The sequence below is a fragment of the Enterocloster clostridioformis genome, assembly GCF_020297485.1.
In the GTDB taxonomy this organism is placed as follows: domain Bacteria; phylum Bacillota; class Clostridia; order Lachnospirales; family Lachnospiraceae; genus Enterocloster; species Enterocloster clostridioformis.
In genome coordinates, this window is sequence record NZ_JAIWZC010000001.1 from 2,214,205 (window position 1) to 2,231,582 (window position 17,378).

Genomic DNA, 17,378 nt, shown 5'->3' on the forward strand with positions numbered 1-17,378 from the left:
TTCAGTATCCCCGGTAATCCTCGGAGACATTGCCCGAAATCACTCCACCGTTAAAGCATAAGTCTATCACCATGTTATTGTGATCGTCAGTTCCCGAAAGCAGGGAGCAGATTAACATAGGGATTAAAATAACAGGCGAGAGGAGCAGTCCGATGGTCCATGCCCTGCCTTTTCGCAATCGCTCATCGGTAAGAGCTGTTGCCGCCGCCTTTTTCACAAGAGCTGTAGTTGATATGGGTCCTGCCGTTCCTTTTGGGTAATTTCATGCCCAAGAAACAGTTCCATGCTGTAGTCCAAGATTTTTGCTTTTCTTTCTGACAGCATAATCCTGTAAAAATCCTTTTGCAGTTCGGTAATAAACGGTGCTTCCTCTACCAAGGCATAGAGCCGATCCATGTCAATTCGATCTGCAATCCGCTGCAGTGCCTGATTGCAATCCTCGTTTTTCAGGGAAGAAATATAATCAAAGTAGGGTATCTTTTTCCCCTGTTCCAAAATAGCCGAGGTCGGGAACAGATAAACACGCTGATGGATTTCTTTTTCATCTCCCAACACCTTCTGCATTCCAATTTCATCCATCTGTGGATAGAGGCAGGAGCCGCAGTCATAGATGGGAGCAATGTCAGCGCACTTGTTCTGCTCATCAATCAAAACTCCCCAGTTACCATTGTGGCGGTCGAAGTTGCCAAGGAAAGCATCGGCTACAAACATATCCCAAAAGAAGTCTTTCAGCTTTTGGGGTTCTACAAGGGATTGTTCCTCTATCGCTTTCAGAATGGAGGAAAGCTCGGTGCCGTAGCCGCTTTGCTCGCTGTCCACACAGGTGTTTTTCAGATGGGCAAACTCCATCAGCCTTTTGCCGCCGGCAGTAAAATCCCTGCAGGCAACCACGATTTTTTCCTTGCCGCGCTTGTCGGTATAAGTGCCAAGGAGGGTTTCCTGCACGGTAAATCCAAGGCTTTCAAAGATATGGCAGGCAAGATATTCGCTGATATAGCTGTTGGTATAACTCATCGCCTTGTTTTTTGACGGCACCGGTGGAAATTTCAGCATATAGCTTACGCCGTTATATTCGATGTTGATTTTATTGCCATTGGCACCTCCGTACCCTTTAAACTTATTGACAGGGCAGCCTGTAAAATCTATCATTTAAATCTCCTTTCCTTTTGCAATTTGGCACCAATTGCAGTGTGAAAATTCTTTTTCACACGCTCACTCCTGTTCTTCATAAAGATATTTCGCCCTCAGATAATTTGCCTGTTCCTCCGATATGACTCCTGCCCAAAGGTCGGCATTAATCGAACCATACAGCTCTCCCCATAGGCAGTCCATATAGGTCACTTCATCTTTTTCCCCCTGTATATAATCGCCGATTGCTTTTTGCAGATGGGCAGACAGGTTGGATTCCAAGTAGGAACGATCCTGCGGTTTGCCGTCCTCCTGATGTTGTTCGGATTCTGCTGTGAGTGTCAGCACCTCCTCGATGGTCATTGTAAAGGCAGTTGCCAGCTTTTGAAGCGTCTGCGCATTGCACCGCGTCAAGCTTGTTTTACCGGAGCAGATGTCTGAGAGTGTTGCCCAGGGAATACCGCTTCTTTTGGATAAGCTGTATCGGGACATTCCTTTTTCTTTTATCATTTCATTTATTGTCATTTTCATCACCACTACCATTATATCGGATTCCCGATATATCGTCAATGGTGATTTCCATAAAAGGCGAGGCTTCACAGGGTTCTATCGTGGCATAGGAGCCTGTGCGTGATCCCCGAAGTAACAGCTTGTAATCCTTAATTTCAGACGTTCCAAGCACCCTTGCCGAGGGACAGCGCTTCGCCATCTGCGGCAGATTTAGATTGCTGCCATAGGCAATATCGATTTTTACTTTGCTCATTCGTTCCTCCTACATCCCCATCGACATGGAAAAAGCAGAGCTACCCTTGCCTCCACTGGGATTCCTTCTGGTCCATCTTTTCCAACGTCCTGGTCAGCGCCTCAAAAAATAAGTGCAGAAGGCAAAGCACAAATCCTATGCTTCATCTCTTGCACTTATAGGATACAAAAGAGTGCCGGACCTATTTCTTTGTCCGACACACAGTCAATCTATTTCTTCATTTCATTTCCATTCCTGACATTCCAGACTCCATTTTAGGGAAAGGGATCTGAAACAGCCGCAGGATTTCCTTCTGAGATTCCAGCTCCCGTTCTGCAATAAATTCTATAAAATCATGAGCCTCCCGATGCGCCCGTTCCAACAAAGATACATAATCCTTACGAAGGATTGGCGGGATGACTGCCGGAAGATATCCATCTTGAATCAACGCAAGATTCACCAAAAGACGAGCCACTCTGCCATTCCCGTCCTTGAACGGATGGATAAATACACAACGCCGGTGCAGCTCGGCAGCAAATTCCACTGGGTGGAATCGCTCTCTTTTCTTAGACACCCATTCAAACAGCCCTCTCATCTCCTTGTCCAGTCTATCTGGTGGTGTGGTTGAATAATGGGAACCTGTGATGATAACCTGAATATCTCGATATCTGCCTGCATAGTCTGGTTCTATATTCCAATAGAACAACCTATGCATATAGAGCACCACTTCTTCATCTATGCGGCGACTTTTTAGCAAAGTGAACATAAACTCATAGGCTTTCGCATGCCCCACCGCTTCCAATACATCTCGCAGTGATCTGCCTCCTATGGTCAGCCCATCCTCCAAAAGCACCTTTGTCTCTCTATTTCTTGTTAGTATCATACCATATCAGTAAACATCACTTTGCCTTCAGCTGTTCATAAATACCCCGGATATTCCGGATAAGCTCAGGATGCAGGAAATCTTTCTGGTATACCATGTCAATCTGGCGCACCATGGAGGAATTTTCAATGGGAATAATGGCCAGACGGCCGCTGGCCAATTCCTCGCGGCAGGCGCTTTTGGCAATGATGGTAATTCCCAAATCCATGGTTACCAGCTCTTTAATCATGGACACATTATCCAGCTCCATCATCACGTTAAACTCTGCCAGGCTCATGTTCCTGGCGCCCAGATGCTTCTCAAACAGCTGCCTTGTGCCTGCACTGCGGCTGCGCAGAATCAGCTTTTCATGGCGTATTTCCTCCACGGACACGGTCTTGGCCCTGGCCAGGCGGTGCATGGGCGAGACAGCCAGACACAGGTAATCCGTGTCCAGGGTGGTGGACACCAGCGCCGTATCCGGCACCCCGCCCTCCACCACGGCAAAATCCAGTTCATATGCCTTCAGGCGGCTATAAATTTTTTGAATGGTATTGACACAAATATTTATATGTATATCCGGATTCTCATTGCAGAGGGTGGCCAGCACCTGGGGAATGATGGTCTCTCCTGCCGTGGGAGTGATGCCTACATTCAGGTGGCTGGTCTCCGTCTTGCTGTCCGCAATGGCCTGACAGGCATTGGAATAGACGGCCGCCGCCCTGCGGGCGTACTGCACCAGTATCTTCCCCTGGGGGGTCAGCTTTAGTTTGTTTTTGCTCCTATAAAATATTTTTATATCGAACTCATTTTCCAGCAGGCGAATCTGATGACTCACCGCCGGCTGGGTCAGATTCAGCTTCTGAGCTGCCTTTGTATAGCTTCCGGCTTCGATGACAGCCAGAAGGGTCTTTACTTTCATGTCAAACACGGGCCCGTCCCCCTCAGTATATAAATATTTTTTATATCCCAATCAAATAATATCATTTGATTTTATCACCAAACACTACTATAATCAAGCAAAACAAAAAAAACGCAGAAAGGAGTGCTGATTATGGCACTATTTTTATCAAACCTGGGAGCAGCAGGAATTATATTGGCCATAGCAGTCATGCTGGCATCCGGCTTTCTGTTGACACGAATCACAAAACAGCTTCATCTTCCTAACGTTACCGGTTATATTATTGCGGGAGTCATCATCGGGCCCTGGTGCCTGAACCTTGTCCCTTCACAATATATTGAACAGATGGATTTCATCACGGACCTTGCCCTGGCATTCATCGCATTTGGAGTAGGAAAATATTTTAAACTGTCATCCCTGAAAGCCAACGGAAAAAACATGGTGATTCTGACCCTGTTTGAATCCCTGACCGCAGGTATCTTCATCACAATTGTTATGCTGATTATTGGGTTATCCCTGTCCTTCAGTCTGCTTTTAGGAGCCATTGGCTGCGCCACGGCCCCTGCCTCCACCATTATGACTATCCGGCAGTATAAGGCCAGAGGGCTGTTTGTGGACACTATCCTGCAGGCAGTTGCCCTGGACGATGCGGTCTCCCTGATAGCCTTCAGCGTGTGCGCGGCCTTTGTCCAGGCCAGTTCCTCCAGCGGCTCTGTGACGGTTTCCCAGATTGCTTTTCCGGTGCTCTTTAACTTATTGGCGCTGGCGCTGGGCGGATTATCCGGTGTGGTGCTCAGCAGGCTGATACACAAACGCCGCAGCAAAGACCACAGCCTGGTTCTGGCCTGCGTCACTATCATGGGCGTGGCCGGTATCTGTACTTCCCTTGATGTTTCTCCCCTGTTGGCATGTATGGCCTCCGGCACCGCTTATATCAATGCCAGCGGCAACAAACACCTGTTCAAGCAGTTAAACCAGTTCACGCCTCCCCTCCTGGTGATGTTCTTCGTGCTTTCCGGCATGAGGCTTTCCGTCCCCAGCCTGGCGGCCGCCGGCGTGATCGGCATTGTTTACTTTCTGGTCCGCATTGCCGGAAAATACACCGGCTCTGCCCTGGGCGCCGCGGTTACCCACGCTTCACCGGAAATACGCCGTTACTTTGGCCTGGCGCTGATTCCTCAGGCAGGCGTGTCCATCGGCCTGGCTGTGCTGGGACAGCGTATACTCCCCGCAGAAAGCGGCCAGCTGCTGTCCACCATCATTCTGTCCAGCGGGCTTTTGTATGAAATGGTGGGTCCTGCCTGCGCAAAGGCTTCCATCAAGTTATCCGGTAGCGTTCCGGGAAAGGCGGGTGTTGGGAAGTCTGCTGTGGGAAAGGCTGTCTCCGGGAAGGCTGCTGCAAGCGGCCCCTCTGCCGCTAAAGCAGAAGATGCAGAGCAACCAACTGTACATAAAACGGACGCAGCGGTCCAAAGCCTCTGACAGCAGTAAAGAAACAAATACTGCTGTACCGGCCCGGCAAATCCCTCAAAGACATGCGGTAACCTGAATGATTTAAGATTACTTGGCGCCTGCCCCGGCATTTTTAGATCAAAAAAGCCAGCTCCGCACATTCGGAGCCGGCTTTTACATATATTGATTCTTATTTAATTATTCTTACCTAACCAGCAGTGATGTTCCTGTCATTTCCTTAGGCTGCTCCATTCCCATGAGTTCGATAAGGGTAGGCACGATATCGCACAGTGCGCCGCCCTCACGCAGCTTATAGGATGGGTCCGCATTTACCAGGATGAACGGTACCGGGTTGGTGGTATGGGCGGTAAATGGTTCGCCTGTCTCATAGTCCACCAGCTGCTCTGCGTTTCCATGGTCCGCGCAGATGAACATGACGCCGTCCACTTCCTTGACGGCCTCCACCGCACGGCCCACGCAGGCGTCCACGGTCTCAATGGCCTTGATGGCTGCGTCCTCAACTCCGGTATGGCCTACCATGTCAGGGTTGGCAAAATTGATGATGATAACATCGTATTTGCCGGATTTGATGGCTTCCACCAGCTTATCACACACGCCATTAGCGCTCATCTCGGGTTTTAAATCATAGGTGGCAACCTCCTTTGGAGAAGGAACCAGGATGCGGTCCTCACCCTCGTTTGGTTCTTCCACGCCGCCGTTGAAGAAGAAGGTCACATGAGCATATTTCTCTGTCTCCGCAATCCTTACCTGAGTCTTTTGGTGAGCTGCCAGGAACTCGCCAAAGGTATTGGTGATGCTCTCCTTTTTAAATGCAACCAGCTTGTTCTGGATGGTCTCGTCATAATCCGTAAAGCATACATACACCAGGTCCAGTCTTTTCTCCCTCGGGAAGCCGTCAAAGCTGTCGTCGCAGAATGCGCGGGTAATCTCCCTTGCGCGGTCCGGACGGAAGTTGTAGAAAATCACGGAATCCTTGTCCTGGATAGTCGCCACAGGCTTGCCGTCCTTCATGACCACAAAGGGGATGACGAACTCATCCGCCTTATCATTGTCATAGGAAGCCTGGATGCCTGCCGCAGCGCTTTCAGCCTGATTTCCTTCGCCCTTTGTCAGAGCGCTGTAAGCCTGTTCCACGCGGTCCCATCTCTTATCACGGTCCATGGCATAGTAACGTCCCATGACAGAAGCCACCTCGCCTATGCCAATTTCCTTCATCTTTGCTTCCAGCTGCTCCACAAAGCCTTTTCCTGATTCAGGAGGTGTATCGCGGCCATCCAGGAAGCAGTGTACATACACCTTCTTTAAGCCGTTCTTCTTCGCCAGCTCCAGCAGGCCGTAGATGTGGGTGTTGTGGCTGTGTACGCCGCCGTCAGACACCAGTCCGAACATATGAAGGGCAGAATCATGTTTTTTGCAGTTTTCAACTGCTGTGAGAAACTCCGGAATCCGGAAAAAGTCCCCGTCCTGAATGGACTTTGTGATTCTGGTCAGTTCCTGGTATACGATACGGCCTGCTCCCATGTTCAGATGTCCTACCTCAGAGTTGCCCATCTGTCCTTCCGGAAGTCCCACTGCCATGCCGCTGGCCTCTCCCTTTACAAAGGGGCACTGGCTCATAAGCTGGTCCATAACCGGGGTTTTGCCCTCGCATACAGCGTTGTGTTCGCAGTTATCGTTCAGTCCGTAGCCGTCCAGAATCATTAATACGGTTGGTTTTTTGCTCATTTTCAATCTCCTTCTGTTTTAAATGCCCTGCCGCCTTAGGGCGCGTGAATCCCGCGTTGGGACACGCTCCGGTCAGGGGCAGGGCACACATTCCGCTATTACTTGTTGTAATTTACAATCTTGCCAAAGTCAGGCTTTAAGGAAGCGCCGCCTACCAGTCCTCCATCGATATCCGGCTGTTCGAAAAGCTCCGGAGCGGAGGATGCGGATACAGAGCCGCCGTACTGGATACGGATTGCCTCAGCTGTAGCCTCATCATAAATCTCCCCAATGCATCCACGGATGGCTGCGCAAACTTCCTCAGCCTGCTCTGTGGTAGCCACCTTGCCAGTGCCGATTGCCCAGATGGGCTCGTAAGCAATAACTGCAGTCTTAGCCTGGTCAGCTGTCACATTCAGGAACGCAATCTTAATCTGCTGGCGAATCCAGTCAATGGTGATTCCCTGCTCCCTCTGTGTCAGTGTCTCCCCGCAGCAGACAATCGGTGTGATGCCGTGTTCAAAGGCCTTTAACACCTTTTTGTTCACGGTCTCATCTGTCTCCGCGAAATACTCGCGTCTCTCGGAATGGCCGATGATTACGTACTTAACGCCGGCGTCTACCAGCATATTGGGGGAAATCTCGCCTGTGTAAGCGCCCTTCTCCTCATAGTACATATTCTCGGCTCCGATATAGATATTGGTTCCCTTGGCTGCTTCCATAGCAGGAATGATGTCAATGGCAGGCACACAGAATACCACGTCCACATCCTCATTCACTACCAATGGCTTTAACTCGTTTACAAGGGCAACTGCCTCTGACGGAGTCATGTTCATCTTCCAGTTGCCTGCTATAATTTTCTTTCTTGACATTGTAGTTTACCTCTCCCTTTCACACTGAAATCATTTATGGGAAACCCGAATTAAGCTTTGTTGTCAGCTGCAACCACGCCTGGCAGTTCCTTGCCCTCCAGGAATTCCAGGGAAGCGCCGCCGCCGGTGGAGATGTGGGTCATCTTATCAGCAAAGCCCAGTCTCTTCACAGCGTTGACAGAGTCGCCGCCGCCGATTACAGTGGTGGCATCTGCCAAGTCAGCAACCGCGCGGCATACTTCCAGTGTGCCTTCTGCGAAGTTGGAGAACTCAAACACGCCCATAGGTCCGTTCCACACAACGGTCTTGGCGCCCTGTAATGCTTCCTTATAAAGCGCGATGGTTTTAGGTCCGATGTCAAATCCTGACCAGCCCGCATCGATCACATCCACTACTTTATGCTCTGTATCGTTGGAGAATTCCTTTCCTTCCACATGGTCAACAGGAAGAAGCAGCTTAACGCCCTTTTCCTCTGCCTTCTTAATCATCTCCAGAGCGTAATCCAGCTTATCTGCCTCGCATAAGGAGTTGCCGATTTCCTGGCCCTGTGCCTTTGCAAAGGTATAAGCCATACCGCCGCCGATAATCAGGGTGTCAACCTTGTCTAACAGGTTGTTGATTACATTAATCTTGTCGGAAACCTTGGCGCCGCCCAGGATGGCCACGAATGGACGAACCGGATTCTCAACTGCCTGCCCTAAGAACTTGATTTCCTTCTCCATCAGGTAGCCTACCACGTTCTCCTTGGTAAATCTGGTAACACCAACATTGGAGCAGTGGGCCCTGTGGGCAGTACCGAATGCATCATTTACGAAAATGCCGTCGCACAGATCAGCCAGTTCTTTTGCATAAGCTTCGCTTGCAGCATCGCCGTCTTTGAATTTGGTCTCCTCACCCCTGTAACGGGTATTCTGAAGGAGCAGTACCTCTCCGTCCTTTAACTCAGCGGCTACCTTCCGGGTCTCAGGTCCTGTTACCTTTGGATCGTCCACAAACTTAACCTCTACGCCCAGTCTTTCGCTCAGAGCAGGAGCAACAGGAGCAAGGCTCATCTCCGGAACGGGCTCGCCCTTTGGCTTGCCTAAATGGGAGCACAGGATAACCTTAGCGCCCTGGTCAAGAAGCTTCTTTATGGTTGGGATGGCTCCGTCAATACGGTTATAGTTCTGGATAACGCCTTCCTTTAACGGAACGTTGAAATCGCAGCGTACCAGTACTTTTTTGCCCTGTAAATCTTTTAAATCATCAACTGTTTTCTTGTTTAACATATGTCTTTCCCCTTTCAGAGTCATTGATACATTTGGCGAACAAAGGGCCCGGCCCAAACGACCGGACCCTTCATGAGTCTACTTAAAAATTACTGTCCTGTTGTCACAATTAGCCTAACTCAGCAAAGTACTTGATTGTCCTTACCATCTGGCTTGTGTAGGAGTTCTCATTGTCATACCATGAAACAACCTGTACTTCGTACAGATCATCAGCAATCTGGGCTACCATGGTCTGTGTTGCGTCGAACAGAGAACCAAATCTCATACCGATAATGTCGGAAGATACGATGGCATCTTCGTTGTATCCAAAGGACTCGCTGGCAGCTGCCTTCATAGCTGCGTTGATGTCTTCCTTTGTAACGCCGGCCTTCTTAACAACAGCTGTTAAGATGGTGGTGGAACCGGTTGGTACAGGTACACGCTGTGCGGAACCGATTAACTTGCCGTTCAGCTCTGGAATAACCAGGCCGATAGCCTTAGCAGCACCGGTGGAGTTAGGAACGATGTTAGCTGCGCCGGCTCTTGCTCTTCTTAAATCACCTTTTCTGTGTGGTCCGTCCAGAATCATCTGATCGCCTGTGTAAGCGTGGATGGTGGACATGATACCGCTCTGGATAGGAGCGTAATCATTCAGTGCCTTAGCCATAGGAGCTAAGCAGTTTGTTGTACAGGAAGCTGCGGAGATAATCTTGTCGTCAGCTGTCAGTACATTTTCGTTAACGCTGTATACAATAGTAGGAAGGTCATTGCCTGCCGGAGCAGAGATAACAACTTTCTTAGCGCCTGCATCGATGTGTGCCTGAGCTTTGTCCTTAGAGCAGTAGAATCCGGTACACTCCAGAACCACGTCTACGCCGATTTCGCCCCATGGAAGATCAGCAGCCTTTGGCTCCTTGTAGATGGTAATCTTCTTGCCGTCTACAGTAATGGAATCCTCTCCAGCCTCAACAGTGTGCAGACCCTGGCCGTAAACGCCGGCATATCCACCCTGTGCCGTATCATACTTTAACAGATGAGCTAACATCTTAGGATCGGTTAAGTCATTGATAGCTACTACATCGTAACCTTCTGCTCCGAACATCTGACGGAAAGCCAGACGTCCAATACGTCCAAATCCATTAATCGCTACTTTTACTGCCATGATTCAATTCCTCCTAGTTTGTTAAAAAATATATTATTGTTAAATATTAATCAACCTCTCTCTATTGTAATCAATTTCTAATGAAATGGCAAGTCCTTTTTTTATTTTTACGGATCTTTGAACTATTTATACGAAGAAAAGACTGGAATCTTGCCATTCGGGTATTTTCTGCTATAATGTTGTTATGAAATGCGATAGAAGCAAAGGAGAGGCTCCAATGATATACGACTGCCATCTGCACACTGAATTTTCCGGTGACTCCAACACCTCCATCAGCCTGCAGATTGAGAAAGCCATAGAACTTGGCATGAAGGAGATGTGCATTACCGACCACCACGACTACGATTCCGGATTCTGCGACTGTGATTTTATCCTGGATATACCCGCCTATCTCACGGCCCTGCGCATGCTCCGGGCAGATTACAGGGACCGTATCCGCATCAACATTGGAATCGAGCTGGGGCTTCAGGAGCATCTTAAAGAATATTTGGAGCACTTTGTAAAGCGTTATGGGGATTCCTTTGATTTCATCATCGGATCCAGCCATTTTGTAAAGAGCATGGACCCATACGATCCGGAATACTGGAACAGGCAGGGCGAGGTGACCGGCTTTGAGGATTTCTTTGAAGCCTCCCTGGCGCGTGTCAGAGACCTGTGCCATACCTTTGATTCCTTTGGCCATCTGGATTACGCGGTGCGCTACGCTCCCCACCAGAACGACTTTTACGACTACCGGCATCTGAGCCGGTGGATTGACCCGCTCTTAAAGATTCTTATTGAAAACGGCAAATCTCTGGAGTGCAACACAGGCGGTTTTAAGTACGGCCTGGGCCAGCCCAATCCCTGCCGGAAGATTCTCATGCGCTACCGGGAGCTGGGCGGCGAGATGATAACCATTGGATCCGACGCCCATACCCCGGAATATGTGGGTTATGCCTTTGACACCTGCCGCGAACTGCTGCTGGACTGCGGTTATAAATATTTTACCGTGTACCATGGCAGAAAGCCGGAATTCATTCCTCTTTAGCCGGGGAATGGCTGCGAGCGGCGATGATATAGGATTTGCCGCATTTATACCGTTTATGCACCTCATCCCGCGCTTTCTGTTTTCATGCCTGCCTTTACATCCTTCTGGAACCGCTCCCATGCGTCCTCGTGCTCCACATAATACTTAGGACAGAGTTTTTCATTTACATCATAGTGGCGTATGACGTCCCCAGGCGTCAGTTTCAGCTGTCTGCAGAGGAAGGCCGTCAAATCCACCAGGGATTCATAGGTGGCATCATTGAACTTTCCGCTGTCGTCCGGATGGCACACCTCAATGGCAACCGTCGTGTTGTTTAAAGGGGCATTGGCATAGGCAATCTCATTGACAGGAATGCACTGGATAACTTCTCCTTCCAGACCCACTACAAAATGGCTGCTGGCAGACGAACCGCTTTTTTGCGGGTCCTGGTCAGCCAGGCTGTCAAAATAGTCCCTGTTATTCCTGGCCGTGGAGCCGGGATTAGCCACATAGTGTATGACAATCTTATCCACCTTCTGACGCCCCACATCCGGCCTGGAAAATATATTCTTCCTTATGAAATCCTGCTCTACATAATCCGGCACTTCCACTGCCTTCAAATCCACGGTATAGGGCCTCTCCCAGCCCCAGAGGTAATAACCTCCGCCAAGACCGGCGCCTGCGCCCAACACCAGCACCAGCAAAAGCGCCAGGAAGGACACGCCTTTCCCCGAACGGTTACGGCGTTCACCTGAACCTGAATTTCCTGTTTTTTTATTCCTTTGAGACCGTTCAGTCTTCTTTCTGGTGTTCTGGTCCTCCTGCGCCGTTCCGGCAGCAGGCTTTCCGGCCCCCGGTCCCGTATCTCCCATACCGGGCTTTCTTCTGGAAACCCGCTCACGTCTGGGCCTGCCTCCTATGTAGGAATCCCCCACAGGAGGATTCTGCCGGCCAGACGCCGGCCGGCCCGGCTCCAGCGGTACCTGCCGGATATCTTCGTAATCTCTCATCCCATCTATATCGTTAGTCCGTTCCTCTCTCATCCTTTCGTACACCTTTCGTTAATTCATGTTCCACAGATTCTGTCACATGAACAATATAACATTTTTCAGCTTAAAACACAATGGATGTTGCATTTTATGAAACAATCCGTAAAATCATAAAACAGACGCAACTTTATCCCTGCCCCAGACGTCTAACAGTCAGAAGGATATGAAAGGAGGATGCAGGTACATGGGCTTTTACAACCACACGGCGGAAACAGAACGTCTCCTTACGGAAAATTATGAACGCTACTACCGCCTGGCATATAAGCTAATGCGAAACCAAGATGATGCCCTTGATGTAGTCCAGGAAAGCGCCTACCGGGCAATTAAGGACTGCAAAGGGGTCAGAAATAAAGACTACCTGTCCACATGGATTTACCGGATCGTAGTCAACACAAGCCTGGATATGCTGCGCAGGAAAAAGAAAGAAACACCCACAGAAGAAATGCCGGAAACACCCACGGAGGACCATTACCAGGACCTGGACTTGAAACAGATGATAAACCGGCTGGATGACAAAAGCAGGACTGTCATCCTACTGCGGTATTTTGAGGATCTTAAATTAGAAGAGATTGCTGATATAGTAGGTGAAAATCTCAACACAGTAAAGGCCAGGCTATACCGCACCTTAAAAAAGCTAAGGCTGGAACTGGAGCCGGAGTCTTTGGGCGGAAACCAGAACCATTTTTCAGAAAGGAGCCATGCTCATGAAACAGGAAGAAAACAGACAGATGGATAACCTGAAATCAGAATATGAAAGCATACCTGTTCCAAAGGAAGCAAAGGAACGCATGCTTGCGGGCATTGCCCAGGCAAAAAAAGAACAGAAAGGCGTGATTATTATGAAATTTGCAAAGAAGACAGGCGGGGCCGCTGCCGCTGCCATGATTGCCATTACCGTACTGGCCAACGCCACACCGGCCCTGGCCAATGCCATGGAACAGATTCCGGTCATTGGATCCATCGCAAAGGTGGTAACCTTCCGCACTTATGAAGATAAAAAGAATCATTTTGAGGCTGATATCAAGGTTCCCCAGGTGACGATTGAAGGGACCGAGGGTGCCCAGGTACCGGCAAACAAATCCATAGAGGATTATGGCAATGAGCTCATTGCCATGTATGAGGAAGAATTGTCAAAGGACAACGGAGAGGGGCACTATGGTCTGGATTCCCGCTATGAAGTGGTGACAGACAACAGCAAATATCTGTGCATCCGCATTGATACCACCCTTACCATGGCCAGCGGTACCCAGTTCGTCAAGGTATTTACCATAGACAAGGCCACCGGAAATGTCATCTCCTTAAAGGACCTGTTCCATGACCGTCCGGAAATGCTGGATGCCATCAGCACCAACATTAAGAGCCAGATGGCGGAACAGATGGCAAAGGATGAGTCCATCATGTACTTCTACCAATCCGATATGCCGGATGAGGATTTCAAGGGACTTACAGGCGATGAGAGCTATTATTTCAATGAAAACGGCGAACTTGTGATTACATTTAACGAATACGATGTGGCGCCGGGTTACATGGGCGCCGTACAGTTCACCATTCCCGGTTCCGTTACAGGTGCCTTTTAAATCCTGAATCCGGCCATGCATATTTTCCGTCCCCGCCTTCCATACTAATCCTGAGGTGATGAATATGATAGAGCGGGATGAACTTCCCATTGGATTTACCATGGAGTTGGCTATGAATCCTGAAGCCATGAGCCGTTTCTCCGGCCTTACGGAGCCGGAACAGAAACAAGTGGTAAACAGGGCCAGAAACATAAAGAGCCATGAGGATATGCGCAACTACGTGGAAAACATGTTTACGGAAGGATGATGGCACATGGACGGAATACAGATACCCGGAAGACAGGAGCCCGGCAGACAGGAACCCCTGGAGCTTCCGGGCAGAAACAGCAGCACCTATGGGGATGGGGACATTCCTGAAATTGATTTGCCCGGCGCAGACAGCGCCACCCATGATTTCCCTCAGGAATTTCCTGAAAACCGCATGCAGTCCTGATAAACCAGGGCTGCATTTTTTGCGCGTTTTTAACCCATCCCTTCCCGGGGCTCGAATCATGCCATATATTGTGATATTATTGTTTTTAATACAATATATAGAATCCGGGGTGTAATTATATGGAAATACAGGAGTGTCTGGGAGCTGAAAACCGGCTGGGAATCGATATCTGGAAACACAAATACCGTTATCAGGATGAAACCTTTGAACAGTGGCTTGGACGCGTCAGCGGGGGGCTCTGCGATTGCAGAGCTGATACGGGAAAAGAAGGTTCTGGAGGGCGGCCGTAACCTGTATAAAAGCTGCGGCCGGAGCAAATGCCAGAATCGTCACATAAACGGAGGAGGAGGGATTTGAACCCTCGCGCCGGTGCTGCCGACCTACTGGTGTTCGAAGCCAGACCCTTCAGCCACTTGGGTACTCCTCCAAAAAAATGCCAACTACTGCATTATACACTAAAATCCGTGTTTTGTGTAGTAGTTGGCGTTAATTTTTTTAGACATTTTCAGCATATTTTGAAACTATCTTAAAAATACCCTCAAATCTCCTTTAACTGGCTGCCGCCTGCATCTCGGTATATTCCGCAGGATTTGGAACAGGTACATCCACGGGCTGGCCGGGATCCGCGATTCCCACATCGCCGTCCAGGCTCACACTGAAGGTCTCCCCCTGCATGGTCATATCCATATCCATCTTGAGGCGCATCTTAATGCAGTCGCCGGCCGGATTCACCACATACTCTCCGCGGATATTGCGAAGCTTCATATCAAGACCGTCCAGCATGCCCGTAAGTCCGGTAGAGCCGAGTACCATCTGCATGTACTCGTTCATCCTGGCATCGTTGATGGTATAGCCGATGACCTTGTTCTCTCCCTCGTCCCACAGGTTAAAGTCTCCGGCCAAATCCTCCGGCACCTCGAAAGCCTTTGACGAAGCCATGGCCTGATTCATCATGTCGCCCATGGCCATGGGGTACTTAATCTTTTGTCCCGGCATATCCATGTAGGTATAGCCGTCCAGATAATACATGGAATAGGTGATAGGCTCACTGTCCGGAATTGTCATACGGCAATATGCCATGTAACGCAGCTGACTGGGGTCCTGCATATGATTCATCTTCATATTCATCTCCAGCCGCATGTCAATGGGACTGATACCTTCATTCTCAAGCAGGCTGCCTGTCATCTTCATCTTGAAATCGTAAAAGGCGTTCATATCCGTCATGTTCTGGTTCTTGGCTTCCACCGCCTTGTACAGCTCCAATGCTTCCTGTGACCGGGCCGCATAAGCGGTCATGGGACATAAAAGGACAGCTCCCAGAACCACTGCCAGCAGACGTTTCATTAATCTCATGTAATCCCTCCTTGTCTTAAACAAACCTTTGGTGTTATGTTCATTGTAACGCATCAGGTTTTATTTGTAAATGCGGAAGGATTTACGTTTTCCTTACATTTACAATTTTAACACCATTCATAATATCTATCCGGCACAATTTCCCAATAGATTTTGTCAATTGGATTTCATGTATTTAACGATATATAATATGTCTGCTGTTCAAAGCTGTATTAATTATACATAAAGATAAATCATCACGAAGGGGTATGGTATGAAATTTAACTGGAGCTATTTCTTTCAAACACTTCCCTATATTGCGGGCAAGTTGAATGTGACTCTGACTCTGACCATTATCAGTGCCGTTTTCTCGCTTGTCATCGGAATGGTCTTTGCCATCATCAGCTATTACAAAGTAAAGGGTGTGAGCCAGGTTCTAAAAATCTGGATATCCTTTGTCCGCGGTACACCGGTTGCCGCCCAGCTGTTCTTTTTCTATTACGGTCTGGCCAACTTAAGTTCCCTTATTCTTAATATGTCTCCCACCGTGGCTGTTGCGGTCATCATGAGCCTGAACATGGGAGCGTTTGTTTCAGAATCCATCCGCGGGGCATTGATTTCCGTGGATGAGGGGCAGAGGGAAGCAGCCATGGCCTTTGGCATGACAGGTTTCCAAATGACAATCAGAATTGTCATACCCCAGGCAATCCGTGTTGCGCTTCCGCCTCTATTCAATGACCTGATTAATCTTTTCAAAATGTCTTCCCTGGCATTTCTGGTTGGAGTCAGGGACGTGATGGGGGCCGCAAAAATTGAAGGAGCCAACACCTTCCAGTTCTTTGAGTGCTATGCCTGCGTCATGTTGATTTACTGGGTTATAACACTGATTCTCACGGCTTTCCAGAAAGTATTGGAAAAACGGTGCAATGCTATTTTTTAGACCGTTTGCTTATATATTATAATATTCATCAAATGGAGGAAACATATGAAAAGCAAAAAAGCAACCGCTCTTATTATCTCGGCAGCCCTGGCAGCTGCTTCCATGGCAGGCTGTTCAGGCCAGAGCCCGGAGCCTGCTGCCTCTGCCAAAGCCACACAGGCAAACCCGTCCGAACATGCAAAGACAGACAATTCCGGCAATGATACAGAACCGGCTGAAAGCCGCACTGTCATAGTAGGGACTGCCGGTACCGGCGAACCCTATTCCATGGTTGACGACCAGGGAAACTGGACAGGAGCTGAGGCTGACCTTTGGGCTGAAATCGAAGCCCGCACCGGATGGACCATCGAGATGAAACAGGTTTCAGATATGGCCTCCCTGTTTGGGGAATTAAACACCGGCCGTGTGGATGTAGCCGCAAACTGCTTTGCCATTACCGAAGCCCGTCTGAAAACATATATTGCATCTGACCCAATCTATGCGGATGCGCAGGTCATCATAGTCCGGCCGGACAGCGAATATAAGACAATGGATGATTTACGCGGACACACCATCGGTGTGACAGCCGGACAGGCTGCCCAGTCAACAGTTGAGAATATGGCTCCTGATTATGATTGGGAAATCGTAACTTATGAGGATTCAAATGCAGGTTTTCAGGATTGTTCCCTTGGGCGCATAGACTGTTATGCCAATACAGTTACCAACATCGAAAAAGCAGAAAGGGCCCAGAACCTGGAATTTCGTATGCTGGACCAAAAGCTGTTTGGAAATAACGTAGGCTGGTGGTTTGCTGACACGGAGGAGGGAGCCGGACTCCGCGATGATATCAATGTGGTATTAAAGGAAATGCATGAGGATGGAACCGTTTCTGAAATCATCACTAAATGGTTTTATGAGGATTTATCCCAGCTTATTAGCGACGAGTGGTTAACGGCAACCCACTAAATAAC

Annotated in this window: 20 protein-coding genes, 1 tRNA gene and 1 pseudogene; 9 read left to right on the plus strand and 13 right to left on the minus strand. The window is 49.0% G+C overall.

Going from position 1 to position 17,378, the window contains the following annotated elements; all coding sequences use genetic code 11:
* Position 1: 1 nt before the first annotated feature.
* From LA360_RS11235 to LA360_RS11260, 6 genes are all read right to left on the minus strand, one after another.
* On the minus strand, positions 2 to 217 hold the full coding sequence (locus tag LA360_RS11235; RefSeq protein ID WP_022201227.1) for a hypothetical protein: 216 nt from the start codon (positions 215 to 217) through the stop codon (positions 2 to 4).
* Positions 214 to 1,149 (minus strand): HipA domain-containing protein, encoded by a 936-nt coding sequence (locus LA360_RS11240; RefSeq protein WP_112481941.1) that lies wholly within the window; start codon positions 1,147 to 1,149, stop codon positions 214 to 216. The genes LA360_RS11235 and LA360_RS11240 overlap by 4 nt, the downstream gene beginning before the upstream one ends.
* A gap of 63 nt (positions 1,150 to 1,212) precedes the next feature.
* On the minus strand, positions 1,213 to 1,638 hold the full coding sequence (locus LA360_RS11245; RefSeq protein WP_318653988.1) for a helix-turn-helix domain-containing protein: 426 nt from the start codon (positions 1,636 to 1,638) through the stop codon (positions 1,213 to 1,215).
* 1 nt (position 1,639) lies between these two features.
* Positions 1,640 to 1,891 (minus strand): gamma-glutamylcyclotransferase family protein, encoded by a 252-nt coding sequence (locus LA360_RS11250; RefSeq protein WP_022201230.1) that lies wholly within the window; start codon positions 1,889 to 1,891, stop codon positions 1,640 to 1,642.
* A gap of 217 nt (positions 1,892 to 2,108) precedes the next feature.
* Positions 2,109 to 2,753: a Fic family protein gene (locus tag LA360_RS11255; protein WP_022201231.1), complete on the minus strand. Its 645-nt coding sequence runs from the start codon at positions 2,751 to 2,753 to the stop codon at positions 2,109 to 2,111.
* 16 nt (positions 2,754 to 2,769) lie between these two features.
* Positions 2,770 to 3,663: a LysR family transcriptional regulator gene (locus LA360_RS11260; protein ID WP_022201232.1), complete on the minus strand. Its 894-nt coding sequence runs from the start codon at positions 3,661 to 3,663 to the stop codon at positions 2,770 to 2,772.
* 123 nt (positions 3,664 to 3,786) lie between these two features.
* On the opposite strand from LA360_RS11260, the pseudogene LA360_RS11265 reads away from it, so the two are divergent.
* Positions 3,787 to 5,182: pseudogene (locus tag LA360_RS11265) on the plus strand (cation:proton antiporter).
* A gap of 107 nt (positions 5,183 to 5,289) precedes the next feature.
* Here LA360_RS11265 and gpmI read toward each other — a convergent pair.
* From gpmI to gap, 4 genes are all read right to left on the minus strand, one after another.
* Positions 5,290 to 6,831, minus strand: coding sequence for a 2,3-bisphosphoglycerate-independent phosphoglycerate mutase (gpmI, locus tag LA360_RS11270; RefSeq protein WP_022201234.1), 1,542 nt, complete (start codon positions 6,829 to 6,831; stop codon positions 5,290 to 5,292).
* A gap of 98 nt (positions 6,832 to 6,929) precedes the next feature.
* Positions 6,930 to 7,682, minus strand: a complete 753-nt coding sequence (gene tpiA, locus LA360_RS11275) for a triose-phosphate isomerase (protein ID WP_022201235.1) — start codon at positions 7,680 to 7,682, stop codon at positions 6,930 to 6,932.
* A gap of 50 nt (positions 7,683 to 7,732) precedes the next feature.
* Positions 7,733 to 8,950, minus strand: coding sequence for a phosphoglycerate kinase (locus tag LA360_RS11280; protein ID WP_112481943.1), 1,218 nt, complete (start codon positions 8,948 to 8,950; stop codon positions 7,733 to 7,735).
* Positions 8,951 to 9,059: 109 nt separating this feature from the next.
* Entirely contained in the window at positions 9,060 to 10,091 is a 1,032-nt protein-coding gene (gene gap / locus LA360_RS11285; protein WP_002584463.1) for a type I glyceraldehyde-3-phosphate dehydrogenase, read from the minus strand.
* Between the two features lie 217 nt (positions 10,092 to 10,308).
* Here gap and LA360_RS11290 point away from each other — a divergent pair, with 217 nt between their 5' ends.
* The gene (locus LA360_RS11290; RefSeq protein WP_022201237.1) at positions 10,309 to 11,118 is read left to right on the plus strand and encodes a histidinol-phosphatase HisJ family protein; all 810 of its coding nucleotides are present in this window, start codon (positions 10,309 to 10,311) and stop codon (positions 11,116 to 11,118) included.
* Between the two features lie 62 nt (positions 11,119 to 11,180).
* Here the strand turns inward: LA360_RS11290 and LA360_RS11295 are convergent, their stop codons facing one another.
* Positions 11,181 to 12,140, minus strand: a complete 960-nt coding sequence (locus LA360_RS11295) for a peptidoglycan recognition protein family protein (protein WP_112481945.1) — start codon at positions 12,138 to 12,140, stop codon at positions 11,181 to 11,183.
* 190 nt (positions 12,141 to 12,330) lie between these two features.
* On the opposite strand from LA360_RS11295, the gene LA360_RS11300 reads away from it, so the two are divergent.
* The 5 genes from LA360_RS11300 to LA360_RS11320 all read left to right on the plus strand — a co-directional run bounded on the left by LA360_RS11300 (position 12,331) and on the right by LA360_RS11320 (position 14,446).
* Positions 12,331 to 12,882, plus strand: coding sequence for an RNA polymerase sigma factor (locus tag LA360_RS11300; RefSeq protein WP_022201239.1), 552 nt, complete (start codon positions 12,331 to 12,333; stop codon positions 12,880 to 12,882).
* Positions 12,851 to 13,723 (plus strand): anti-sigma-V factor RsiV, encoded by an 873-nt coding sequence (gene rsiV / locus LA360_RS11305; RefSeq protein WP_022201240.1) that lies wholly within the window; start codon positions 12,851 to 12,853, stop codon positions 13,721 to 13,723. The genes LA360_RS11300 and rsiV overlap by 32 nt, the downstream gene beginning before the upstream one ends.
* 64 nt (positions 13,724 to 13,787) lie before the next feature.
* Positions 13,788 to 13,970: a hypothetical protein gene (locus tag LA360_RS11310; protein WP_022201241.1), complete on the plus strand. Its 183-nt coding sequence runs from the start codon at positions 13,788 to 13,790 to the stop codon at positions 13,968 to 13,970.
* A 6-nt stretch (positions 13,971 to 13,976) separates the two neighbouring features.
* Positions 13,977 to 14,156: a hypothetical protein gene (locus tag LA360_RS11315; RefSeq protein ID WP_002584457.1), complete on the plus strand. Its 180-nt coding sequence runs from the start codon at positions 13,977 to 13,979 to the stop codon at positions 14,154 to 14,156.
* 119 nt (positions 14,157 to 14,275) lie between these two features.
* Positions 14,276 to 14,446, plus strand: a complete 171-nt coding sequence (locus LA360_RS11320) for a hypothetical protein (protein WP_155521179.1) — start codon at positions 14,276 to 14,278, stop codon at positions 14,444 to 14,446.
* Between the two features lie 48 nt (positions 14,447 to 14,494).
* Here LA360_RS11320 and LA360_RS11325 read toward each other — a convergent pair.
* Together LA360_RS11325 and LA360_RS11330 are read right to left on the minus strand one after the other, a co-directional pair.
* A tRNA-Ser gene (locus LA360_RS11325) sits at positions 14,495 to 14,583 on the minus strand.
* Between the two features lie 122 nt (positions 14,584 to 14,705).
* Positions 14,706 to 15,509 (minus strand): DUF6612 family protein, encoded by an 804-nt coding sequence (locus tag LA360_RS11330; RefSeq protein ID WP_022201242.1) that lies wholly within the window; start codon positions 15,507 to 15,509, stop codon positions 14,706 to 14,708.
* A gap of 253 nt (positions 15,510 to 15,762) precedes the next feature.
* Between LA360_RS11330 and LA360_RS11335 the strand changes: the two genes are divergently transcribed.
* Together LA360_RS11335 and LA360_RS11340 are read left to right on the plus strand one after the other, a co-directional pair.
* The gene (locus LA360_RS11335) at positions 15,763 to 16,428 is read left to right on the plus strand and encodes an amino acid ABC transporter permease (protein ID WP_002584455.1); all 666 of its coding nucleotides are present in this window, start codon (positions 15,763 to 15,765) and stop codon (positions 16,426 to 16,428) included.
* A gap of 45 nt (positions 16,429 to 16,473) precedes the next feature.
* The gene (locus LA360_RS11340; protein ID WP_022201243.1) at positions 16,474 to 17,373 is read left to right on the plus strand and encodes a transporter substrate-binding domain-containing protein; all 900 of its coding nucleotides are present in this window, start codon (positions 16,474 to 16,476) and stop codon (positions 17,371 to 17,373) included.
* Positions 17,374 to 17,378 lie beyond the last annotated feature (5 nt).